Here is a 26,469-nt window from a genome sequence, read left to right as displayed (position 1 = left end):
AGCTCAACTCATCAGCAGAGCAAACGCCTGGGGGTGATAATTTCGACGAATCGCCTCGGGCTTCAGACCCAGCCCCTGGAGCGTGAACCACACCGCCTGCTCCACTTGGCTGCTGCGATCCGAATCCAACCGCACCACAGGCGTGCCAGGCATCTCATTCAGCATCAGCATCGCCGCAAAGTGCTGGACGAACCAGGCCCCTGCCCTGGCCTGCACTGGAGACGCCACGGCATCCCCAGCCTGAAGCGCGGCGGCGAGACAGGCCTCCAGCTTCTGGATGAATTCACCGCCCACCTTCTCCATGAAGCCTCGGGCAAAGTTCCCATCCTCAATCAAACTGTGCGCCAGCAAGCGATGCAGTGCCTGCTCCACCTCGGGCACTTGATCCGGTGGACGCAGCATCTTCGCCATCATGTAGTGCACCATCGTCACCAGTGAGGCCGTGCAATCTTCGAGCTGCCCCAGCATCGCGGCTTTCTCGCCGGCTTTGGCTTGGCAGCAGTGACTTTGCAGCGCCAGATACAGATCCTCTTTCGTGGGAAAGTGCCGGAACATGAGCGCCTCAGAGACCCCGGCAGCTTTGGCCAACTCGCGAGTCGTTGCACCATGAAAACCCCGCTCTGCAAACACCCGCAACGACGCCTCCAAGATACGCTCCCGGCGTTCATCACCGGGCAGACGTGGAGCGGAAGCAGCAGGAGGCATGGCACACATGTAAGTAAACACTTACATTCGTCAACCTGAAAAGAAGTCTCCCGCTTTTTTCGCCTGCACAGATACCCCAAGACAAATCCCCTCCCATCCGTTAAGAAGCCAGACTCTTCCTGATTGAATTTTTTCTCTGATCAAGGCACTATTTTTTAAATATCCCCATGAAAGGTATTCTTGTTCTCATCCTCGCCGCAGCCGTGGGCTACGTGTCTTATCAGTATGTGTATCCGATCCTTTCGGACTCGCTGAAGTTTGAGAAGCACAAGCCTGCGGGTGAAGTGGCTGAAGAGAAACCCAAGCCCAAGCCGAAGAAGGAGATCGTCGTCATCGCGCCGCCGAAGCCGGTCATGGAAGATGCCCCCAAACCCGCCATGGAGGCCCCCAAGCCAGAGCCCGCTCCAATGGTGCCGAAGTTTGAAGCCCCGAAGCCCAAGCCCGGCGAGTTTGTGCCGCCTAACTTTGACCCGATCGAAGTGGCCACCCGAAACTGGACCGTCATCCCTGCCAGCGCCTTCCCTCGCCAAGTCACTCTGAAGCGCGATCTCGCTCTGCAGATGAAGATTGGCAACAACACCGCCTCCACCCAATTCAAAGCCGGTGGCAGCATCTTTGCCGTCGGTCAGGAAGGCACCAACATCCTCGTTTCCCCCACCGCCACCTCCCCCATGCGTGGCAAGGTGGACATCAACGAGACCAACCTCAAAGACGTGCTCACCGACATCTATGAGAAGTGGAAAGTGGCCCGCACCGAGACCCTGCGTCGCGCTCATGAATTCAAACTGACCTCCGCCGAGCGTGCCAAGAACGCCCCGCCACCGAAAGCCGGAGCCACCGCCAGCATGGGTAATGTCAAACCCTCCCGCGATGCCGATGGCACCTACCCATTGCTGCTCGCCAGCATGAAGTCCGGTCAGGTCACCGAGATCAAACCGGAGACCATCAAGGAATGGGGTGAACCCCAGATGAATGACGGTGTGTGGACCGTGATCGTGAAATACGAAACGCAGACCATGTTCGGCAAATTCGACACCGAAGCCGCCGCCCACATCAAGGATGGCAAAGTGCAGAAGTGGATCTACACCGGCTCGGGCGAAGAAGTGCCGTGAGGGCAGTGCCAGGGATCAGTATTAAGTGATCAGTCTTCAGTTAACCAAGCAGCCGCCAGAGCGATCTGGCGGCTGTTTTTTTGAGGCTGCGCACTGATCACTGAAAACTGAAAACTGCTCTTCCCCTCACCCCACCATCTCTAGGAAGATCTCTTCCAGATTCAGCCCCTGCTTCGCCTCCTCAGCCCGCAGTTCCTGCAGGGTGCCGACGAAGATGAGCTTGCCCCGATGCAGGATGCCGATGCGGTCGGCCACTTCCTCCACGATGTTCAGCAGGTGGGTGCTCATCAGCACGGTGGCTCCATTGCGGGCCTGACGTTTGAGTTCCTCCTTCACCACGCGTGCATGGATGGGGTCGAGGCCGACCATGGGCTCATCAATGACGAAGACCTTCGGCTCATGCAGCAGTGCGCTGGCGATGGCGAGGCGCTGACGGGTGCCGTGGCTGAGATTTTCAATGCGCTGACGGCAGTGCTCATGCAGGGCAAACTGGGTGAAAAGATCCTTCGTCCGCTCCGCCGCATAGGCCACATCCATCTCGAACAGTTCCGCGATGAATTGCATGAACTCCGGGGCCGTCAGCTTCTCGTAAAAGGCCGCCACATCCGGCACATAACCGAGCAGCGACTTCGCCTTCAGCGGTTCTTTTTGGATATCGATGCCGCAGATCTCCACCCGGCCCTTCATCGGCTTCATCATGCCCGTGAGAAGGCGGATCGCCGTGGTCTTGCCAGCTCCATTGGGGCCGAGAAAGGCAAACAACTCACCGGGGCGGACCTCCAGGGTCAGATCATTCAGCGCCTTGAGGTCGCCATAATGCATCGTCAGTTTTTCGATCTGAATCATGGAGGATTAAACAGTATTCAGTAAACAGTGTTCAGTATTCAGGCGCAGAAGGCCAATAAAAGAAATGTCTTTCCTTCAGACGGTCTGTGGTTCCCTCACATCACCAGTGACTGACCCCTGAAAAAACTGAATACTGACACTTTCCCTCGCCAACCCGCCGCATCTTTTCATCATACCCGTTCCACCATGAAGATTGTTCTACTCGATGCCTACACTGCCAATCCCGGAGATGTTTCCTGGGAACCCCTGCAAGCCATCGCCCCGTGTGAGTTTCATGATCGCACTCCCCTGGAAGAAACCGTGGCCCGCTGTGCCGGTGCCGAGGCTGTCATCACCAACAAAGCCCCGCTGACCCGTGAGATCATCATGGCCCTGCCAGATCTCAAATACATCGGCGTCACCGCCACCGGTTATAACATCGTGGATGTCGCTGCGGCAAAAGAGCGCAGCATCACCGTCACCAACGTGCCCGGCTACAGCTCCCCTGCCGTATCCCAGCTCGTTTTCGCCCTCTTGCTGGAGCTGACCAACAAGGTCGGTTATCATGCTCAAACCGTGGCGGATGGCCGCTGGCAGGCCTGCCCCGACTTCTCCTACTGGGATGGCTCCATCATGGAGCTCAGCGGTCGTACACTCGGCATCATTGGTTATGGCGATATCGGCAGCGCCGTGGGTCGCATCGCCACCGCCTTTGGCATGAAGGTGCTGGCCAGCAAGCGCGAGTGGAAAACCCCAGCGCCCGAAGGCATCACCCCCGCCAGCATTGACGAGGTCTTTGCCCACAGTGACGCCATCTCCCTGCACTGCCCGCTGACCGATGCCACCAAGTTTCTCGTCTGTGAGCGCACCCTGCGCCTGATGAAGCCCTCCGCTTACCTCATCAACACCGGCCGTGGCCCGCTCATTGATGAAGCCGCTCTCGCCCAGGCCCTTAACGAAGGCCGTATCGCCGGCGCCGGACTCGACGTCCTCTCCGTGGAACCCCCGAAAGACGGCAATCCTCTGATCGGAGCTAAAAACTGCCTCATCACCCCCCACATCGGCTGGGCCAGCCGCGATGCCCGCATCCGCCTCATCGCCGCCACCGCCGCGAACCTCCAGGCCTTCCTGGATGGCAAGCCGGTGAATGTGGTGGGGTAACGGAGTGATGCGGGCACTCCTGTCCGCAACCGAAGGCCAAGGGAGCAGCGTATTTCTCTACCTTGCATCTCCAGCAAGGGGTTCTTACCCAGCGATTCTCGCCTCGCCTATCCCGCGGCCAAGAGTGGCCGCATCACTTGTCTCATGGAGGATCATGCCAAATCCAGGCGTGGAGAAACATGGCGGTAAGCACCTTCGTATAGGGTGAGTCCATGTCCGCTGGTTCCACCTCTGATTCTCTGCTCCAGGCCACGCGCCGTCATTTCTTCAGCCAATGCGGCATGGGGATCGGTGGGGTGGCGCTGGCTTCGCTGATGGCGGAGCGCGGATTGATGGCGGCCAGCCAAGCGGCTCAAGGTGGACCGGGCACGCCACTGCGCGGCATGCATCCGGCCAAGGCGAAGAATGTGATCTTCCTGTTCATGGCTGGTGGTCCCTCGCAGTTGGAGTTGTTCGACTACAAACCCGTGCTGCAAAAGCTCAATGGACAGCCCATCCCGCAGAGTTACATCGAGGGGAAGCGCTTCGCCTTCATGGGCACCAGCCATGGGGTGAAACTGCTGGGCACGCGCAAGGCCTTCAAGCGACATGGACAAGCGGGCACGTGGGTGAGTGAAATGCTCCCGCACACGGCAGGCATCGTGGACGACATCAGCGTGGTGACCACCTGCCAGACGGCGCTTTTCAATCACGCACCGGCCAAGCTTTTCATGAACACGGGCAGCGGTCAGTTTGGCCGCCCGAGCATGGGAGCCTGGGTGACTTACGGCATCGGCAGTGAGTCCAGTGACCTACCGGGTTTTGTGGTTCTGCAGAGCGGTCCACGCGGGCCCCGCGGAGGCGCGGTGAACTGGGGCAGCGGCTTCCTGCCCACCACCTATCAGGGCGTGCCGCTGCGCAGTCAGGGCGAGCCGATCCTGAATCTAAGCACCCCGCCGCATGTCAGTGCCAGCAGTCAGCGGAAGGTCATTGATACCGTGCGTGCCATGAACATGCAGCGTCTGGTGGCAACTGGAGATGATGAGATTCAGACCCGCATCAATGCCTATGAAATGGCCTACCGCATGCAGTCCAGTGCACCGGAGCTCATTGACATTCGAGGTGAAACGCCTGCCACGCTGAAGCTGTATGGCGTGGATCCCTCGCAGCCGTCCTTTTCACGCAACTGTTTGTTGGCCCGTCGTCTGGTGGAGCGTGGGGTGCGCTTCGTGCAGCTTTACCACACCAACTGGGACAGCCATGGCGGCAAGGGCGAGACGCTGGAGGATGACTTCCCCAAAGTGGTGCACGAGATTGATCAAGGCTGTGCGGCACTGATCCACGATTTGAAATCGCGCGGACTGCTCGAGGAGACGCTGGTGATCTGGGGCGGTGAATTTGGCCGAACCCCCATGGGTGAAAACCGTGAGAAGACGGGGCGCAATCATCACATCGATGCCTTCACCATGTGGTTCGCTGGCGGGGGCATCAAGCCGGGGCAGACCTATGGCCAAACCGATGAGCTGGGCTTCGATGGCATCGAACAAAAGGCCCATGTACATGACATCCACGCCACCATTCTGCATCTGCTCGGCATGGATCATGAGAAGCTGACCTTCAAATTCCAAGGCCGCGACTTCCGCCTCACCGATGTGCATGGAGAAGTGCTGCATGGGCTGTTAGCATAGCTGTTACTTTTCTTGGCGCATGGCGAGGACCATGCCACAATGGGCCACTTTTCATGCGTTACACTCCCCTTCCCGCCGAGCTTTTTGCCCTCAACCGTCAGCGGCTTTACACGCAACTGCCGCCGCGCTCACTGGTGATCCTGCACGCCAATGATGTGCTGCCGACCAATGCCGACGGCACGATGGGCTTCGTGCAGAACAGTGACCTGTATTACCTCAGCGGCATTGACCAGGAGGAGACCATCCTCATGCTCTTCCCCGATGCGCCGGACCCGAAACAGCGTGAAATACTTTTTGTTCGGGAAACGAACGAATACATCGCTCTCTGGGAAGGCGAAAAGCTAACCAAAGAAGCGGCGAACCAGCGCTCCGACATCCGCAGCGTGCATTGGCTGCAGGATTTCGAATCGATCTTCCGGCAAGTCATGTGCCTGGCGGATCATGTTTATCTCAACTCCAACGAGCACGCCCGCGCCAGCATCACGGTGGAGACGCGGGAGACACGTTTCACGCACCGCTGCCAGCGTGAGTATCCGCTGCATGAGTATCGCCGTCTGGCCCCGCTCATGCATCAGCTTCGCAGCGTGAAGCATGATCTGGAACTGCAAGCCCTGCAGGAAGCTATCCGCATCACTGAGTGCGGGTTCCGCCGCCTGCTGCAGTTTGTAAAACCCGGCGTGTGTGAGTTTGAGGTGGAAGCCGAGTTGGCGCACGAATTCATCCGTCAGCGGGCGCGTGGCTTTGCCTATCCGCCCATCATTGCCAGCGGCCCAGCCGCCTGTGTGCTGCACTACGTCACCAACCACGCCACCTGCCGTGCGGGGGATCTGCTGCTGCTTGATGTGGCGGCCAATTATGCCAACTACAATGCCGACCTCACCCGCACCATCCCGGTAAACGGCACCTTCTCCACACGTCAGTGCCAGGTGTATTCCGCCGTGCTGCGAGTCTTCCGCGAAGCCTGCCAGATGCTACGCCCGGGCGTGCTGATCCGTGAGTATCAGGAGGAGATCGGCAAAATCATGACTTCCGAGCTGATCGGGCTCGGCCTCCTGGATCGTGATGCGGTGGAGAAGCAGGATCCCGAGCGCCCACTCTACAAACGCTACTTCCCCCACGGCACAAGTCATCTGCTCGGCATCGATGTGCATGACGTCGGCCAGACCTGGAAACCCATCCAAGCAGGCATGGTCTTCACCGTGGAGCCCGGCATTTATATCCGTGAAGAAGGCCTGGGCATCCGCCTGGAAAACAACCTCTTCATCGGTGAAAACAGCAACACCGATCTCATGGCCAGCATCCCCATCGAGCCCGAGGAGATCGAGGAACTGATGGCGAAGAAGGGGTGAGGGGCGAGGCTTGGAAAGTAGGCCAGATGTGTTCGCCGGGTGAAGGCCGTTACTTTCACTCCCATTCGTTACCAAACTATCCGGCTTCTTTGGGGGTGGACTCACACTGGATCACCCCATCCCCGGCAGCCGGATAGTTTGGCGATGGGAGTCCACTTCGTTGCAACGTCTGCCACGCCAAACACATCCGGCCTACCTGAGCCGTTCATCCCCCTAACAAAAAGCCGGGCAGATGCCTGCCCGGCTTTGTGATCCATTGAGGATGTGATTTGAATCTCTCGTTAGACCGTTCCGAAGATGGTCTGACCGGTGCTGCGGAGGTCGTCGCAGGCTTCCTTCATGCGGTCGCAGAGGCCCTGCTCGCCTTTCTTCAGGTAGCCGCGTGGGTCGTAGGCTTTCTTGTCACCCACTTCACCGTCGATCTTCAGCACGCCGTCGTAGTTCTTCATGATGTGACCGACGATCGGGCGGGTGAAGGCATACTGGGTGTCGGTGTCGATGTTCATCTTGATGACGCCGTAGTCGAGGGTCTCACGGATCTCTTCGAGAGGGGTGCCGCTACCACCGTGGAACACGAGGTCCATCTCAGCCGTCTCACCGTATTTACCCATGACAGCGGCCTGACCGTCTTTGAGGATGGTAGGCTTCAGCTTCACCGCACCGGGCTTGTAAGCGCCGTGGACGTTGCCAAAGGTGGCGGCGAACATGAAACGACCGATGCCATTGAGGGCCTCATACACGGCCAGCATGTCTTCAGGGGTGGTGTAGAGCTTGTCATTGGCCACACCGGAGGTGTCGTGGCCGTCTTCCTCACCACCGACGACGCCAGCTTCCACTTCGAGGATGATGTCCAGCTCAGCACACTCCTTGAGGAGTTCCACGGAGACCTTGATGTTTTCTTCCAGGCTCAGTTCGGAGCCATCGAACATGTGGCTGTTGAAAAGGTTACCTTTACCGGCTTCACGGCGGGCTTTGGTGGCGGCCAGGAGAGGCTTGAGGAATTTCTCAACGTTCTTCGGATGGCAGTGGTCGGTGTGCAGGGCGATCAGGACGTCATACTTGGCGGCCAGGATGTGCACGGCCTCAGCCAGCACGATGGCACCGAGGGCCATGTCCTTCACGGCGGTGCCGGAGGCAAACTCACCGCCACCGGTGGAGATCTGGATGATACCGTCGGACTTGGCTTCCGAGAAGGCCTTCAGAGCGCCGTTGATCGTGGGCAGAGAGGTGACGTTGATGGCCGGATAGGCGTATCCACCCTTCTGGGCGGCATCAAGCATGGCACGATATTGAGCGGGGGTGGCGACGGGCATTTCGGTAAGTTTGGAGTTAAGAACCCGCAAAGGAGCAAGAATGGTGCCCGGTGCAAGCTTCGCCTTACCCCGCAGGCCCAGGCGATTCACAAAATACGCCGTTCCAAGCCCTCCTTCACAGCCCCAGAATGGGTCTCTTCTGCGTTACAACCCATCCCCCTGCCATGTGACAGGATGATGGGTTGTGGAGTTAGGAAACGCTAAAACTGAAGCAATGCTTACGGGTTCTTAAAGAACTCGAAACGACCGGAGAAGTAAGGCGAGGTGGTCGTTGTCGTCGCGGCCTCGGTGTCCGTGCGGTTGGCTGGAAGCTGGGGCAACATGAAGTAGCCGACAGCAATCGATTCACCGCCCTCTTTGATAATTACCCCCTGGAACTTCACTTTGCGGATGACGATGTCAGGTTTGATCTCAGGGAAACGAGGGTTGTAGTCGCGAGCATCAAAGGCACCCGTGACAATCCCCGTCTTCGGAGCCGCCTTAACAGAAGTTTTGGCGACATTGTTGATCGGATCCAGCATGAGGATCTTGCTATTCAGAGTGACCGCAAAGTCCGCATTCGGATTCCTCGAAACGAAGGGCTGGTTGCCGATGGAGTAGACGTAGCGGATGTCTCCCCCGTGGGTGAATTCAATCCGGCTGTTATTGACCGGAGCTTCACCGACGTTCGGCGGATCAATCCCGAGCACTGCCATATCCACGGCAGGAGGATCATAACGACCACCGCGGACGATCAGTTCCACAGGCAAGCCATAGGGTGCGCCGATGATGCCAAATCCTTTCGCGAAGTAACGAGCACCGGCCTTCGTCGCCGCTGGACGCACCCATGTGGCATCCCCTGTGAGCGTGTTCAGGGAATTCGTGGGATCTGCAGAAACGGCATCGCCTTGGTCATCGATGTCCATCAAGCCATGGATAGAACCACCTGGACGCAGAGCCTTATACATGAATTGATACACACCGATCTCGCCGTTTGGCCCGATGAAGGTGGACATGCTAATTTTCTCACCGTCTGGCATGAGCCCGGCAATTTTGACACTGCCATCCACAGCCACGGTAAAGGTGGCGTAGCCGACACCCAAGGGCAGATCTGGATCACCCGAGGCGATCGGGGATCCGTTTTCAGGTTGATCGTCTGGCGGCAGGACTTGAGGGTCGAGACCGATCGCCATGGTGTAGTAGCCTGTGTAGGTCTGAGCCGTGACAAGCTTACTGAACACCTTGCGCCAACCCTGGAAGTTCACCGTGCTATTGCCATCCGTGACGGAACCGGAGCGGAAGGTGTTATTCCCCTGATTGATCTCGAAATTGAGGGTCAATGCAGCGGCCCCCTTCGGACGGATCACCACCGAGCCTTTCGGATTGATGCCTTCCATATCGAGACTGCCTTTAAAGGAGTAGGCGGCCCCTGCGAGTGTGAGCTTACCGGAGTAAGTCGCCTGCGTGGTCACCGTAAGATCCACACGTCCGCCCAGATTTCCACCGATCGCCGGGTCACGGTCCACCGTAGCCACCCACGTGCCTACGACCATGTCGGACAGGGCATCAATCTGGATATTCCCACGATAGGCGATCTTGCCATATCGGTTGGAGAGAGTCACCGTCACAGGATAACCGCCCACACGAGCTGCGACAGGGACCCCCGTGATGATACCGGAGACCGGATCTGCCTTCAGTCCAGAAGGGAGGCCCGACACAGCGATCTTATCAGGAGTCTTCGTGATGTCAGAGTGATTGATGGGAAGCTCAAAGGTGTATTGCCGTCCCACCGTCCCCGAAGGGAACGCAATGGTCTTATTCACGATGTCGACATCAGGGCTGCCCGCATCAAACTCTGGTGCCGTGGTGTAGAGCCGCAACTCATACTGGCAGCCTGTAACGGCCCCACCAGGACCGGTCACGGTGCAGCGATAGAGCCCCAGGTCAGCCGTCGTCGTCCGGGCGATCTTCATGACCTTCGTATTGATGCCCGTGATGCGAGTCGGATCCGCAGGATCAGCCGCCATAGGGGTCAGGGTCTCGATATCGCCGAACACGTCATCTTCGGTGCCTTCAATTTCGTCTTCACCAGGATCGATGATGCCTTCTTCCACCGTCACACGCTGCCATTCATAGGTCAGCGGTGTGCGCTTGTTAGCGCTGACATTGGCGGTAAAGGAGGCAGTCTGCCCTAGCGGCACTGGCAAGAGGCGCTGCGCACCATCCACCACCACGACAATGATCGGGTCCGTAGCAGGCACGGAATCTTTGTTCGCCGTGTTGGTGACATCCACCGTGTAATTGCCCCCATCAGTCAGTGTGGCGATCTTGGAGATGTCAGGCGTCACGGCCGTAGCCAGAGCCTTACCATCTTTCTTCCAGAGATAGTTCAACACAGGACGCCCTGTCGCGACGACTTTCAGATCCAGCAAGGAGCCAGAGAGGACGGTCTGAGACAAGGATGCGGTGACGATGACTGGATCCGCTGGGCGAAGGACCAGCGGCAGAGCATCGCTCTCATAATTAATATTGTTGGGCGCGGTGATTCTGACACTGATGGTTTCCGGGCTGGTCTGCTGAGCATTCTTCAAGATGAAGCTGCTCTTCGTCGCACCCGAGATCGTGACACCATCCCGCAGCCATTGATAGGTAAATGGCCCATCTCCGGCGTGAGTGACGGCAAACTGAATGTCTTGTCCCGCATACGTCTCCGTCGGATTCATGGTCACGACGATGTTCGAGACAGGGTCACGCACCGTGAGGGTGACCGCAGTGCTCGTATCTGTGCCGGCATCGTTGGACACCACCACATAATAAGAGCCTTCATCGTCCTCAGTGATCTCGGTCAAGGTCAACGACGAGGTTGTCGTGGCAGGACCCACAGCAGCGCCATTCTTAAACCACTGGTAGTAAAGGGGTGCCTCACCTCCAGCGGAGACGTTGAAGACGTGGGTAGCACCAGGATCGACGGTCACCGAGCTTGGCCCAACCGTGATATCCGGCAGGTCCTTCACGAGCACTGTCGCAGAACCTGACGAAATCGTGGTGCCACCTTTGTTCGTGGCCGCAACGGTGTAGACGCCTTTGGTCTCATAACTAGAGACGAAGGTGTAGCTCGCTTTTTTCGCCTGAGAACTGTCCACGGGGATGCCATTGCGCAGCCACTGATAGGACACATCACCTGCGTTGGTTGGTCCCGTGGCAGCGGCCGTCAAGGTCACTGAAACGCCAGGGTCCAGTTGTTCAGTCTGGCTCTGATTGGAAGTCGGCTGCTGAGTGATCACGGGCGGGTCAAAGGTCTGCGCCTGGACGTCGCCCTCGACCACCACCAGGATGCCATACTGATTGAAAAGGCTGACATCCCACATCAGGTTACCCCCCAAGGCGAACAGGATCAGATCCAGCGTGGCGTCGGTCTCCCCCCCGTAACGGCGGGCATTCCCCACATTCAAATTCCCCGCATAGGAGTTGCCGCGGAAGAGGGTGAAGACATCTCCAGCCTTCGGTGTGTAGCCGTCGCTCTGCAGCGTGATTTTGCTGCCACCAGAGAGAAGGATGCTCCCGGTCGAGGAGACCATATCATGTTGGAAAGTCGTCACCAAGTCATTCAGGGCATTGGAGAAGGCATCATTGGCCGTCACGATGCGGCTCAGCCAAGCATCATACTGCTGGTCAGATTCCATGAGCGCCCCGGGATTGTTATAGGACGCTGCACGCACCTGCATGAGCGCCTGTGAACCGGTGGCGAAGAGGACGTCCCCATTCACCGTCAGGGTACCAATATCCTGGCCTGCGGAATCCCCTGTTTTGAGCATCCCACCGGAAAGGATCGACAATCTTCCCTGAACGGTGCCGGAACCCGCCAACGTGCCGCCAGACTTAACAATCGTGCCCATCGCGGTAACAGCCCCGGTATCACCCACGCCATTCCGACCCACTTGCAGCACGCCAGCATCGACATAGGTCGTGCCTGTGTAGTCATTGTCCAGGGTCAAGGTCGCCCACCCAGCACCGGTCTTCGTGATGCTCAAGGCCGCACTTGGCTGGAGAATATTGGCTCCGGGAGCCCCGAACGTGCTGTTCAAAGTGCCGTCACGGAAAAAGGCATCCCACGAGGCTTCATAGGTCACGGGGGTGGTTTGAGCGATGGTCAGATTGGCCGCTGTCGCCGAAGCGTTCTCAATGATTTCCGAACTACCATTGGTCGCTCCAGCCGTGCCGCTGGCTGAAATGGTCCCAGAATCACCGTAGAACTGGCCATCACCGCCTTTGGTCAGGAGGTTACCGATCGTGACATTCTGCCCTCCCGCCTGGAGGATGGAGTTGTAATTCATCGTCACATCATTCGCCGCCGTCAGAGCTTTGGAGTGCCCCAGGCGCAGAATGGTGGTGACGTCTTGGTTGTAACCACTGTTGGTGCCGTTGGCCACGTTAGTACTGATGGAGATGTCTCCGGTCCAGGCACTGTTGTCCCCATTCAGCACCGCATAGCCATACATGCGGTTGGCGACTTGGTCATTCAGGCCGGTGTTGTTGTCGTCCGCTTGAACAACCAGGTTGCCACTCGTCACAGCACCATCTTTGAAGCTGCCGTTGAAGTTAACGTAGGATTGTTCCCCGCCGACGGCCAGGCCAGTGTCGCGGATGAGCAGGATGAGGCTGTCATTGAGGGTGATGTCACCATTGTAAGAGACCGTGTCTCCATTCATGATGTTTTCAGATCCCAATCGCTTCGTCTGAGCGGGGTTATACACCACGTTGATGTCGTGGTTGATCTCATAAACCCAACCGTTGACGCTCTCCGCATTGTTAATCAGAAGCTCCGCTGAGCCCTGCCGCTCGGTATCCCCCAGCGTAATGGTTTTGCCAGAGAGATAACCCGTGCCGAGGACGTCCGCCTGGCTGCCCGCATAGACGGTGCCTTGTTTGACGATCAGATTTCCCTTCCACTCGGCTTCGTTGGCGCGGAAGTGAAGGCTTCCGAGACCATCCTTAACAATGTCGCCCGAACCACTGAGGTAACCGGCGTTGTTATTGAGACGAAGAGTTCCACCGAAGGTCACATCGAAGGTGGTGGTGCCCTTGATATCGATCACCCCATTGAGATTAAGCGGACGGCGACTCCCCAGGTTGAAAATCTGGACTTGATCGGTGCTAATCGTTTCCAGCAGGTTTGTGGAAACATCATGGAAACCGCCATAAGTAAACGTGTTCCCCCCTTCAAAGGTGAAGTACTCTTCGATATTCCAATCCCCACCGTCCGCCGGATCAACGTTACCGAGAAAGACCTGAATATTTGTGCCGCTACGCATGATGGTGCCGTCAGCGACAGAACGGCTCGTGCCTAGTACGGTTGTCGTTCCTGCAGCGGCGTCCCCATTGTCTTTCATAAGGATCAGACTGCCCTGACGCACATCCAACAAGCCTTGCAAACCTGAATTCCCAAGCATCGTCAGAGCACCTGCACCCGTCTTGATCAGGTCCCCGCCATAAATTTCTTCGGAGGTCACTGTGGCAGAAGTGCCCACCAAAGCCGTGCCAACAACAAGGTTGCCCGCTGGATTGACCACATCGATCACCCCGCCATTGCCATCGATCAGGATGCCGCGGTTCCCTAGGGCACCGACGTCACCCGTCCAGCGCAAGGTACCGCCATCGAGCTTGATCTGGGAGGCGGCGACTGAGCTTGGGTTAGGCCCCAGAGCCAAGACATTCGAAATTTCCAACGCTGCGCCCAGAATGTTCGTCGAGCCCGTGTAGGTGTTATTGGCCGTGAGGCGAACAATCCCTGTCGTGCCGAGCGTATCCGGCGAGGTCGAGGATGGACCTGCGATGGTGAGGCCGATGCTGCCTGTGATCACCGAATTGATGGTCAAAATCCCTTTGCCATATTGATGCAGGATCAATTCAGGAGCCGAGTTCGCCGTCGTGAGAGAACCGCCGGTGATGGTTTTATTGGCAGTCCCCGTATTGCTGCTGACCAGCAAACCACCTGCGACACTATTGCCGATTCTCAAGGTCCGGCCTGTGTTAATGGTTACGGTGCTGTTTTGAGCTGAATCAAAACGCAAGGTTGTGAGATTCAGATCCGAGGCCAGGGCTCCGGTAAAGACACCGCCGCTGGTCTCCGAGATATTCTGCCCCGCAGTCCAGGCTGCGACGTTGTTCTGATAGTCACCTGCTGCACGAGCAAACGTATTCACCCGGTTATCCATGGTGGCGCTCAAGGTGATGTTGGTTCCGTTGGCCGTGGTGGTTGCGCTAAGCACAACCGTCGTGCCAGCAATGCGAGTGATGGTCGTCCCTGTCGGGATACCGGCGCCTGACACCGTCATCCCCACGGTGAGAGCATCCGTGTTGGTCACGTTTGTCAGGTTAGCATTGCCGCTGGTGGTGGTGGCCGTGAAGCTGACCGTAGGATTGCCTGTGGCCGTCACCATGGCGAAGTCATCCGCTTCACGAACAGTGTCGCTGTAAGTTGCCCAAGGGATCACCGCATTTTTAGCGATCTGGTTACTGGCGATCGTCGCTGCGTTGAAGTTGAGCGAGAAGATGCCCAACCCCGCATCGACGAAGTTCACCACAGCGCCCTGCTCACGGGTCAAAGTGGCAGAGGTCGTGGTGCCCGCATTGCCTAGATTGAAGGCCATCCAGTTGTCACCGATGCCTTTGGCCACCAACTCCGTTGTGCCCATTCTGAGTTGGAGAATGGCATTCGTGGCGCTGGCGAAGTTAATGAAACTAGGATCATTCGCATTTGCATTACCTTCGACGGTCCCGCCCCCAAAAGCCGCATGGCTGTTGGAGAACATCGCCGTATTCATCCCGCTCGAATAATCGAGAACGAGCTTACCGCCGGCGAGCTCGAAAGTGCCAGTGGCCGCAGTCGTGCTTGTGGAATTACGCAGCACGACGGTGCCGCGGCCCGCTTTGGTAAAACCAACGTTGTTCGGAGCCGTGCCGGGTGCGCCCAGCAGAACTTGGTCGAACACCACGGTGCCCCCCGGTGCGGCATAGAGACGCAGGCCACTATTGCCACTTGCGGTTAGGGTCCCTGTTGCAGACGGAGTGCCAAAACTTACGGTACCGGATTCATTGATACCACCGACGAATTTCAAACCTGAGCCCGTGGTGCTCCAAGTGGACATGTTAAAGTTCTGCCCATCCCGGGTGAGGAAGAGACTGCTACTACCATTGCTGCTGGTTCCCATCGTGAAACCATGGTGAGTGGTGTTGCCATTGAGAGCGAAGCTGTTTGCCGAGCTGGCTCCGGGCATCTTCGAGATCGCGCTATCCGTCCAGAAGCCGTTGCCATCACGAAGCGGATCATTCGGGTCATAGTTGACCAGCATGGTGCCCTGAACCAGAGTCAGGCGACCAACAGCATTGTATTGCTGCTCCAAGATGTAGTTAGTATCCGCCGCACCGGCGAAGTTCACACGCAAGACTTCGTTTTCATTCGTGCGAACGCCGACTAGGGTCGGCAGAGTCGAGATCGTGTTGGCAATGGATGTGGCGTTGCCATTGGCATCTGCACGGTCTCCAAACTGCCCACGGAAGATGTAGTTATTGCTGCCCGCACCTTCGAACTGCACAATGCGTGAATCGATAGCGACCACGTCATTGGTCACCGCTGAGGAGCCGCCGTAGATATCCCCATTCATAATGGTTGATGCGGAGTTATCCAAACGAACAATCGGTGTGAAGAGCGTTTGCCCCGCAACATCCACATTGTCGATAATCAAGTTACCGAACCAGTTGGTGACGTCTTGGCTCACACGGAACACAGACTGATTCCCCTGGAGGGCCTTCACCAAAACGTCCTCATAAGCATCAGCACGACCGATCTGAATCCCCTGGTCAGAGAAAAGGTTACCGTTGCCCTCGATCACCACACCGTTTCCAGGGCCACTCACGCCCAGCGCCTGCCGGCCGTTGCGCAGATACAGGTTACCGTTGCTCACCGTCGTCACTCCTGAATAAGTGTTGAAACCATCCAAGATCACCTGAGCGAGCCCTGTCTTCAGCAGACCTCCTGTGCCGGCGATGCTGGAGCGGATTTCCAAGTTCCCTGTGGTCACAACACCATCCGAAGCGCGAACCAGTGTGTTTTGGTTGTTGATGATCGCTTCCCGGCTACCGAAATTCAAAACCCCACCCATGATGTAGGTGGCCAAGTTGTTCGTATTCGCCGTCGCAAAGTTAGCACTGCTGATCATGCCAGAGCTGATACGCAGGGTGCCGTTCACGTAGAGCTGGATAGCTTGCCCATCAGGAAGGTCCGTCAAAGTGGTTGTCGTATTGATTGCTCCACCGGAGCCATTGACATCCGAAAGCGGGCCGAAACGCAGGGCATTGATCGTGGTATTCTGACGAACGACCGTGTAGTTATCCATCAGGTTGATGTTTTTACCCGACGAGCCATTCAGAGTATCGATCATGCCATCGGAAGGCATGAAATACTCTGAATCATCCAGCGGGCGCAGCAGTTTGGTCGCCGGATCGTAGGTCATGAAGTGGCCTGCCGTGATGTATTGCTGGTTACGCCCCTGGTTGAGGTAATCGGAGGCCCCGCCGTTATTGTAAGCAAGCTGGCGGACATCACTGAGATACTCATGCGGCATGATGCCACCGAAGAGGCCGATGATGACGGACTTGTTCTGGGTGCCAGCCACGGTGCTACCTCCGACCTGGGTCAGAGTGCCGATGCTGTTCAAGTAAACGCCAACCGTATCTGTGGGACTCGAAGGATTGTAATTGGAGCTAAAGCGCGTGGTGGAGTCCAAGGCGTTGATCTGGAGCACCGAGCCTGCACTGCGGGAGATCTCTCCGATGGTTACCCGCATGGAGGTGTTTGCTCCGTCCGCAGGGATCAGATCCAAAATGTTGGTGCCTGAGAGCACATTGACTCGTGCACCTCCGGCGGTGGCCAGATTCTCATTTTGAATCTGCACATCGGAATTGCCGAAGATCTTGAGCCAGCCGTGATTGAAATTAATGCTGGCTGCATCATTGATGCGGTCACCATTGTAGCCACCGAAAACGGAGGATTCACCATTGATGTGAGCGAGGTCACTCGTCTGGTCGAGACGTGTCGTATTGTCCAACACAAGCAAACCTCTGCGCTGGAGATTGATGGCGCTGGTGCCGGAGACGGCTCCATTCAGGCCGGAGAGGGTGACTCCCCATTCTGCCCAGGCTTCCGCATCACCATAAGTCTGATAATCGATGCCGTTGATGGTGACCAGATTATCCTGCCAAGGCACGGCTGCTGTCGCGAAACGAAGGATGTTCATCGCGCCTGTGAAGGTGTTGTTATTGGTCAGGCGCAGTTCACGCAGCCCCGTCTTGGTAAAACCGCCATCCCCCGAGATGACACCGTTGACGATCAGCTTCGACTGGATAGCACCGGTCTGGTTACCCTGATCTCCGATCGTCTGCTGGCCATTGCTGGCGTCGATGTGGAAAAAGTTTCTGTCCGCATCACCGAGCAACAGGATATCACCGCTCAGATAAGTGCGGGGATTCGGTGTTGTCGAATCCGCACCGAGATCAATGTAGTTCGCTCCGGCATTGGCCTTGGCGGTGACGCCGTCCATGACGATGCTGACCGAATGGTCAGTATTCCAATTGCGGTAGAAGTTCAGTCGAGCTCCGACATTGGGGCCTACGCCCAGACTTGCATTGGTGTAGTCAGCAAGAGTCGCGCCGCTGTAAGCGACCGTGATACCATTCGTCACGTTGGCAGAAGTGACGCCCGAGAAAGTAGCCCCTTCACGGTTAGCTTCCATTTCGATGCGGAAGTTGCCTTCTTTCACGAGGATGGAGTTCAACGCGCTCATGAACTTTGGATCACGGAAGGTCACTCCGGTGCCGTTGCCGTCATTGAGCGTTGAGTTCCCGATGATGGTCAGGTTAGCGTTGTTACCATAAATCTCGGCTTCGCCACGGGTGAAGTTCCCGGTGAAGTTTGAGCCCGTGTTGGGATTGATGTCATAACCCGCCAAGATGAGGCGTGAGCCGTTGGCAAAGCCACCGCCGCTCAAGGTAGCGTCTGCGTCAAAGACAATGGTGGAAACAGTTCCGGTGCCGGTGCTATTCTTCAGCGCCCCGAGCCCATTGAAACCCTCACCACTGACCTGGATGATCTCACGTCCATTCGAAACATCATCGTCAGCCCAGTTCAGTGAGTTGCCGCGCAAGTCGAGACTCGCACCGCTCGCAATGATCGTCTCGTTACCCACGCCGGTGCCGCCAAGAGCACGCAGGTTACCGATTCGCACCTCACCTGCCATGATTCTGAACTGGCCGAGGAATGACGCATTGGCATTCGCCGTCGTCGAACCGGCCGCCGCTCCATCCAAGAAGTTCTGGAACTGGTTCGCGGTGATGTTGAGCAGACCGTTGCCGTACTTATTCATCCCAGAAGTGGAATAAATGAGGCCACTCAAGGTGAGTGTGGACCCTGTATTCACTTCGACCTGGGTATCACTCCCGGTGATGTTCAGGGTGCCGCTAACGGTATTGCTGCCCACTCCGCTGCGAAGACGACCACTGTCGTTCAAAAACACACTGATACCCTGGCTCATGCCGCGAAGCTCCAGAGTGCCTGTGTTGTTCACGATGGTCGTGATCCGTGAGCTACCGAGGCTGTTACCATTCGTCCCAGAGGCCAATACGCCGCCGTTGACGATGAAACGACCTGTGAAATTCACGTTATCCGCCGTGAGCTGGATGGTACGCGTGTTCGTATCTGCCAGCACAAAGTCACCGTTGCCACGGAGAGAGCCCGACTGAACGAACTCCGTACCCTGAGTGCTGTTGAAGATGAGGCTGCCATTGAGCAAAATGGCTCCTGCACCCGTGCCGAGTTGGCCTGTGGCTCCACCATTGCCCACGAACAAACGACCTTCATTCACGTAAGTGGTGCCTGTGTTGGTGTTATTGCCCAGAATGTAAAGATCACCCACACCGCTCTTGGTTAACCCAATAGAACCGATGATCTGCGAGTTGATGGTCAGCGAGCCCAAAGCGTTGTGCTGATGCACCACAATGTCTGTGCTCGTCGCCGTAAGCGTGCTGTTGTTAATGAAGACATTGTTAGCTCCCACATTGGGAGTGACCAAGATACCGCCGGTTGTGATCGTCCCAGCCGCAGTGAGGTTAACAGCCGCACTAGTGGCGGAATTGAAGCGCACCGTATTCGTGACACCCGAGGCTGACAGATTGGTCGTGATGTTGGTATTGACGCCAGAAGCCCAAGTCGTGCCATACGTGGCCAAGGCACCGATAGCACCGTCACCCGCGTTGGTTGAGTTGGTGGCCCAGTCTGTCTTAGCGACGGTGGCCCAGCCGCCCAAGATGCCATTGGAGTTTGTGTTATCCACCTGGGCAATGCCGACAGCACCGAAGTCCAGCGTGCCACCGGAGTTAGCCGAGCGGGTCACCGTATTCATGCGAAGGACGGAGGTGCCACTGCTGCGTGTGATGGAACTGGCCCCTGCCTCGAGAGTGGTGGAGAGGACAACTTCGACATGGCTACCGCCTGCGAGATCGATCGTCGCACCCGTGCCACTGAATAAGTATTCCTGGCCACGATTCGTGTCATTCGGACCTCGGAAGAACCCGATGGAGGTGCTGGACCCAAGGGTCAGAGATGACGTATCTGAAAGTTTACTGGTGTTGTTGGTGCTAAAATCCAAAACCAGCTTACCGCCGCGAACGAGGAAAGCGCCCGTGCGTGTATTACTGGCGGAAAGAGTCAGCGTTCCATTCCCCACCTTGGTCAACGTGGAGGAACCACTGATGACACCTTGAAGATTCAAGCTGGCCCCGAGGCCGACATTCAATAGAGCAGCCGAGTTATTGGCGATGGTACCCGTCCAAACGTTCGTTCCTTCACTGGCAGATAGCCCAAAGAAGCTCGTGTTTGAGCCCGATAAGGTCAGTGCCTCACCGGTGACGGTCACACCGCGCAAGTCCAAATAAGACGTGCTGCTGTTGGTCGCCAGAGAGATTTCGACTCCCCCAGCAGAACTGCCCAAGGCGGTATTGCTCGTGATGGCCAAGGTGCCACCGGTGATCGTCACTTTACCTGTAAAGGTATTGTTGCCCGACAGCACCCAGGTTCCCACATCATTTTTGTTGAGTGAAGTCACGCCAGAACCGCCATCCGTGATACTAGGAGCGAAGTAGTTGTCTCCACGGTTAGGGCCGCGCAGGGTCAATGCACGGTTACCTGTGCCCGTGAACGCCAGCGCTCCCGTGTTGGTGAAGGAAATCGTCGGCACATTGTTACCGAAGACTTGACCCTCGGCCCAGATCGTTGAGGTGCCGACCCCAATGGTGAAAAGGCGATCGGTGGACTGATCGTTGGCACCGATCCAACGCAGACCACCCGCGACACTACCGGTATTGAGCACCAGATTCTGAGCGGCACTGCTGGAAGCACCTAGCCCGCTGGCCTCGCCTCCGTTGGCAAGGAAGAGCACGTTGATGCGAGGAGCCCCCGAGTTACCGCCCGTGGTGTTGATGACCGTTGCTCCCGTATAGGTGTGATTGTTGGTGAAGGTCGTATCCACCGCCGTGCTGCTACTATTCGTGCGCACAAAACCCCCATCTCCAGAAATGACACCGTTGAAAGTTTGGCCCGTGCCACGAACCGTCAAACTCTGTCCAGCTGCGATTTCGACCTGTGAGCCAACCGCTCCCTGAAGACCACCGATGGTCTCCGAGCTAAGCACACGCAGGGTTGCAGCTTCAGCAGAGGAACCGTCGGAACCCGCATTGCTGAGGTTAATGATTCCGTTATCCTGGATCGCAAGCCCACCGAAGAGCTCCAAAGTGCCCCGAGTGATCGTGGTGGTGCCCTCGTAGGTGTTCGCGCCAGACAAGCGCCAGACGCCGGCCCCCTCCTTGAGGAGGCTCACCACGTTACCGGTGTTTGAAGTATCGGAGATGCTCCCTTTGATCGTGTTGGGAATGTAAGTGCCCAGCACCGTTGTGCCCGCGTTGGAGCCATCCAACACCCAGTTACGAGCCCCGGTGGAACCGACAGTGAATGCACCTTCCAGCACCACAACCTTATTGCCGTTGTTGACGATCTCGCCCCAGCCCGGGTTGGAGGTGCTATCGTATTCTTGCTTGAAGCTGATGTTAGCCCCCAGGGTAGCCACCCCGTCTTCCGCGTCATTGAACACAAGGCTTCCTGTGGAGCCCAGACCTGAGGCTGCCCCCAGGTTATCACCACCACTGAAAACATCGAATTTACGACCGTCAAAGTTACCCGTGCCCAAGGAGATAACACGATTTTTAGTCAAATCACCCAAAACGCTAGTCGTTCCACCACCATCTCCGAGAGAACCGGCCAACTCCAACACGCCCAAGTTGACGGTCACATTCCCACTGAAGTTGTTGTTGTCATTGGACAAGATCCAGCGGCCCTGACCATACATGTCATTGTTACCTGCGGCGCTATTGATGATCAGCGACAGGGCACCTTGACCATTCTCGTCGATCACACCATTGACGGTGTTACCATTCGTCTGTCCGTGGAGATGAAGTGTCTTGTTTCCGGCCCCCGTCACCTTGATATCGCCATTGAGGATCAGCGCACCGCGTCCACTCCCGGCGATACGCACGACGTTGCCACCACCTCCCGTGATATTGATGTCACGATCCGTCTCCTGGCCAGCGCCGATGTATTCCAGACGTGAATCACCCACGCCAGAGGCCCCGCCAAGATTGATCACATCTCCCATCCCTAACGAACTGACTTCACCCGCGTTCGTCAGGTTATTCGCCCGCACCGTAATCGTCTGGCCGCTGGCACCGATCGACATGTCAGACGTGAAGCTGTTATTCCCAAACAAACCATACCAGAAAGTGCCACTGCCACTGCTGGCGGAGATATTCAACGAGCCATCACCGGAGATATTCGAATGGATGCCCATCGTCACCGCATCGTTGAGAGTCAGGGTGGAACCCTGATTCAAGATGATGTTTGAGCCCTTCATGCCACCGAGAACACCCATCGTCTCATTGTAATTGAATTGGAGGGTGGCACCGTTACTCAAATAATAGTCCGCGTTATCTGCGATCCCTTGGCCATCATCGTTATCAATAATAACGGTGCCTTTCTGAATGAAATGGTTACTCAAAGCGGTGTTGTTACCTTTGAGCCGAATCGTCCCATCCGACTTAAAGATAAAAGCACTGGATGTGGGGCTCGTCGCTGACGTGCCCGAACTCATAATGCCCCACAACGTTTGATCATTGCTGCCGGAGAAAACCATGATGCCGTCATTGGTCAAATCCAGACGTGAATCCGCTCCGTTCGTGATCTGGCCACTGATGATCAATTTACCGCCCGAACTGGTGCGTAGAGAGGCGGCTGAGGTGGTGGAATCCCCAATCGTATGCACGCCCGCCACAATCGGTCCGTTTAAAGTCAAAGATCCGACGCCATAACGAATGATGCCGGAAATAGGACTGTTACTGTTGGTTCCGGGCGTCGAGGGATAGATTTCAATCCGGTTATTCCAGACTAGATCGCGGAGCACGTCCACACGCACCCAAGTGGAGGTGCCACTGTTATTCAGAGAATTGCTTTGAATGATGATGTCTCCGGTGCCCACATTCCCCGTGTAGCCGCCAATGCCCACCCGCAGTTCGGCAGGCGAATTCTCAAATCCGATGGTGCCGTTGCCTCCGACATAGGTTTTGCCTGTGTAGTCATTGTCTGCGGTCAAATAAACGGTATTGCGCACCTGATAAAAATCCGCCGCACCCGTGATCTTGGCGGAAAGCGCCATATGACCGTTATTCGTATTGGTAATGACACGACTGCCAGCACCTGTGGTGATGACACCATGCCCGACATAACCTCCCACCGTGGCGCCACCGATCTGAAGCCCAGCGCCATCACCGACGGAGATATCTCCGAGTTGATTGAGGGTGTTGGTCAAGATGACGAGGCCTCCTGGGGTAGAACTGGCCACATTGAGCTTCACTCCAGGGTAGGTGAAGATCGTGCCTGAGAGAGTCAGGGGCGAATCTGGACCATCTGTATGGACCGTGCTGTCCTTGGTGAGAATCAATGCCCCGCCCAAATTTGAAGCACCGACAGCTGAGGAAAGCGCCCCCCCCTCTAAAACGACGGTCTCTAGCACTGGCACACCCGCTCCGCCGACGGCGCGCAATTGCAGGGTGGCCCCCTGAGATACGGTCGTCAGACCTGCGACGGAGCCCAAGCCCGTGTTCGAATTGGCAATCCCCAAGGTGCCAGCCAGCACCTGTGTGGGCCCCGTGTAAGTATTGTTTGAGCCACGCAAAATCACCAGACCGCTGGAAGCATTGTCTTTCCGGATGGTCCCTGTGCCAGTGATGCTGTTATCAACATTGTAAGCGGCGCCTTCAGCCAAGTTTAAATTAAACTTGAGGTAGCCATGATTGATGATGTCGGCAGAACTATTACCCAACGTTCCAAACTCCGTGCTGTTAGCACTGGCCAACTCCAACACCCCTCCCAGAATGCTCGTCTGGCCAGTGTAGGAGTTCGGACGGGTCAAAATCAATGTTCCTGGCCCCGCTTTCGTCAGACGAGTGTTATTGGAGTTATCGACAATCGAAGCATCGATGGTGAGTGACCCACGCGCATTATACTGATGCACAATCAACTCATCCGTGATCCCGTAGGTGTTTGCCACCCCGCCAGTGATTTCCGTGCCGGAAACCTTTCCTTTGATGGTCAAGTTATTCGGCCCGACCTCAGGGGAAACGAGGATACCGCCGGACTCAATCATCGTCCGGCTCAAGCCATCCGCTCCTCCGATGTTCAAAGTGAGTGCTACAGGCTCTGAGAAATAGAGAGAACCCAGTGCACCAGAAATAGCCGTGGTGCCTGAAGCCACTGCCGCTGCCGCATCCACGAGCATATTCTTACCACTGAGCCCGCCTGCGAGATTGAAGTTTGTCTCAAAGGTGCTGAGTCCGGTGACAGGTGCCGTTCCATTGGCTACCGCCCAGGTCACCTTCGGTTTACCATTCGCATCCAATGAAAGGTGCGTGGCATAACCCCCAACAATGCCATTGACGTTAGGGCGGTCGATACTCAGCGCGTTGCCGTGCACATTGATCACGCCACCACCGTTACGGGTGATGTTGACGAGCCCGATGGCTGCCGTTGAATTGTAGTCGGTGTAAAAGTTCGTCGCTCCCGCCTCAATCGTGGTGTTGGCCACGGTCTGACCATTCGTCCCGGTCATGAACACGCTACCGCCACGCAGGATGAATGTGCCTGGAATCAGGGCCGTTGAAGTGCTGCCCGTGCCATAGTCCAGATACAAGGCCGAACCGGAATTCAGGCGAGTGCCCCCGAGGTAATTCTGTGCCGTCGTCAGTCGTAGGCTAGCTCCCGCCCCCAATTCCAGCCCTCCCGAGCCGGTGATGTTACCCGACCAAGAGCTATTCATGATGCCTCCTGCAGGGGCGGCAGAAAGAGTTAAAAAGCGGCTGGAATCGATGCTGACAGTCCCATTTCCAGAGAGGGAGCCGATGGTGTCTGACTGTGATACGGCCAGGGTGCCTCCGTTATTCACCGTGACATGCACAGCATCACCCAAGGCACCGCCAGAGCGGTTCAGAGTCACCCTACCTGCGAGAATGTTCAGCGCACCCGTCTGTGCCGTGTTGCTGTCGCCCGAGAGGGTCCAGCCGTTCGATCCCTGCGTGTTCAACACATTGATCGTGCCGCGGCCGACAAAGGTGCCGTTAAAATTGCTCGAGTCACTGCCACTCTGCGTGTTGATATTGAGCGTGCCTGTGCGCATCAAGACATTGCGGCTGCCCGATGCGTTGACCGAAATCAAGGTATCAACAGTTTGAGTCGCGCCATTCAGGTCAAAAATGGCATTGCGATTGGTGCCCCCACTGCCAGCGGACAAAATCAGACGTGTTGTCGAAGGCAAGCTACCGAACCCACTACTGGCGAGACTACCGAGACCCGAACTGGTACCATAAGCTCCTAGACGCAGGATGCTGTTGGTGTTATCCGTCTGCCCAGCAACGATCGAGGTGTTACCGGTGTAAGTATTGTTCCCCAGTAGTTCCAGCGTATTGGGACCATTCTTCTCAAAACCGCCATTGCCGGTAATCGCCCCACCAAAGCTGTAAAATGAATTCAAGGTGTTGTTTTCAAGGGTCAATGACAGTCCTGAAAGGCGCACTTCGGGAGTTCCTCCGTTTAGATAAGCTCCTCCTAGAGCCCCCAGTTTACCATTGCTGAAGGTGGTGATCGCTCCACGCCCGCCCCCCGAGAGAGCCGAGATCTTTTCGGCATTGGACGTATTCAATTCCACACGCGTATCAGCCTTATTACTCAGGGAAAGCCGAACAGCATCATTGAGACCTTCAGTGCCGCCAATGATCAGCGCCCCGGAATCCACATGCATGAGGCCCGACATGGAGGTCGCATTGTTATTGTTCCAAGTGAAGCTTCCCGTGCCTTCCTTGATCAGCATCGTCGCGGCGTCACCGAAAATATCACCATTGTAAACAGTGCTGGAATTGTTTGAACCAACGGCCAGCACTGCCGTTGTGGCATCTGCCGCGAGATTGATGGAGGTCACTCCATTACCGCCCCCACCTGAGATAGACCCAACACGCTCGAAGGGAAGATAATTGACGGAGTTGGTCGCAAAGTTCAGCGCCGAAGGGTTCACTGAATCGAACGCGATACTGGTGTTATCGTTCAACAGCCCGCTCATCCGACTGCGGGCCTGGAAATTCACCCCGCCGAGCTGTAAGGTTCCGCCTTGGATCTGCACAAGACCGCCCCCGAGGTTTTCATTCATCAGGATGGCGAGCCCAGTCCCCGTCTTCGTGTAGTTCCCCCCCGCCGTTTCCGTCACCGCCTCTACATCGCGGAAGGTCACCGCAATGTTATTGCCGGACGCACTCACCGGTTGACTGACAAGAATCTGATTGCCGCTGAGAATCTGCGTGATGTAGGTGCCCACGGGGAAGCCATTTCCCTCCAGCAGCATCCCCACCCGTAGGTTGGCGGTGCCTTCAGCGCCTGTGATTTGGAGCACCTTCGTGGCGGTGCTGGCGTTCACGGTCGAGCTCGTATCCCCGTAGCTGGGCACGGACCACACCAGATTGCAGGCCAGCATGAGCACGGTCACCGGCACTCGCAGCCGACGACGCAGGACACTCATCATTTGCTCAGTGAAGGAGCGCCGTGAAGGGGGGGTTTTCATACGAGAAACAGAAAAAGGTTGGGGGGAATGCGATTGCTAGAAGCGAAGGCTGTGGCCTGCCGCGAAAAACGGAGTTACAAGAGCGTTTTTCGTTGATT

Annotated in this window: 8 protein-coding genes; 4 read left to right on the top strand and 4 right to left on the bottom strand. The window is 56.7% G+C overall.

Going from position 1 to position 26,469, the window contains the following annotated elements; translation table 11 throughout:
- Window positions 1-3: 3 nt before the first annotated feature.
- Complete coding sequence (locus B5D61_RS11405; protein WP_176159369.1) at window positions 4-705, bottom strand: TetR/AcrR family transcriptional regulator; 702 nt, start codon at window positions 703-705, stop codon at window positions 4-6.
- 167 nt (window positions 706-872) lie between these two features.
- Between B5D61_RS11405 and B5D61_RS11400 the strand changes: the two genes are divergently transcribed.
- Window positions 873-1,817, top strand: coding sequence for a hypothetical protein (locus B5D61_RS11400; protein ID WP_078813516.1), 945 nt, complete (start codon window positions 873-875; stop codon window positions 1,815-1,817).
- Window positions 1,818-1,943: 126 nt separating this feature from the next.
- On the opposite strand, the gene B5D61_RS11395 is transcribed toward B5D61_RS11400, so the two are convergent.
- The gene (locus B5D61_RS11395; RefSeq protein WP_078813515.1) at window positions 1,944-2,663 is read right to left on the bottom strand and encodes an ABC transporter ATP-binding protein; all 720 of its coding nucleotides are present in this window, start codon (window positions 2,661-2,663) and stop codon (window positions 1,944-1,946) included.
- A 186-nt stretch (window positions 2,664-2,849) separates the two neighbouring features.
- Here B5D61_RS11395 and B5D61_RS11390 point away from each other — a divergent pair, with 186 nt between their 5' ends.
- From B5D61_RS11390 to B5D61_RS11380, 3 genes are all read left to right on the top strand, one after another.
- Window positions 2,850-3,803 (top strand): D-2-hydroxyacid dehydrogenase, encoded by a 954-nt coding sequence (locus B5D61_RS11390; RefSeq protein WP_078813514.1) that lies wholly within the window; start codon window positions 2,850-2,852, stop codon window positions 3,801-3,803.
- A gap of 212 nt (window positions 3,804-4,015) precedes the next feature.
- The gene (locus B5D61_RS11385) at window positions 4,016-5,470 is read left to right on the top strand and encodes a DUF1501 domain-containing protein (RefSeq protein ID WP_078813513.1); all 1,455 of its coding nucleotides are present in this window, start codon (window positions 4,016-4,018) and stop codon (window positions 5,468-5,470) included.
- Window positions 5,471-5,523: 53 nt separating this feature from the next.
- Window positions 5,524-6,819 carry an aminopeptidase P family protein gene (locus B5D61_RS11380; protein ID WP_078813512.1) on the top strand — a complete coding sequence of 432 codons (1,296 nt, stop codon included), beginning with the start codon at window positions 5,524-5,526 and terminating at the stop codon, window positions 6,817-6,819.
- 281 nt (window positions 6,820-7,100) lie between these two features.
- Here B5D61_RS11380 and fbaA read toward each other — a convergent pair whose 3' ends face one another.
- Window positions 7,101-8,132, bottom strand: coding sequence for a class II fructose-bisphosphate aldolase (fbaA, locus tag B5D61_RS11375; protein WP_078813550.1), 1,032 nt, complete (start codon window positions 8,130-8,132; stop codon window positions 7,101-7,103).
- Between the two features lie 218 nt (window positions 8,133-8,350).
- The gene (locus B5D61_RS11370) at window positions 8,351-26,371 is read right to left on the bottom strand and encodes an immunoglobulin domain-containing protein (protein ID WP_078813511.1); all 18,021 of its coding nucleotides are present in this window, start codon (window positions 26,369-26,371) and stop codon (window positions 8,351-8,353) included.
- Window positions 26,372-26,469 lie beyond the last annotated feature (98 nt).

Origin of the sequence: Prosthecobacter debontii (genome assembly GCF_900167535.1) — a bacterium.
Classification (GTDB): Bacteria; Verrucomicrobiota; Verrucomicrobiia; order Verrucomicrobiales; family Verrucomicrobiaceae; genus Prosthecobacter; species Prosthecobacter debontii.
Note: the sequence above shows the minus strand (reverse complement) of the source record. Positions and strands in the feature narration are given on the sequence as shown.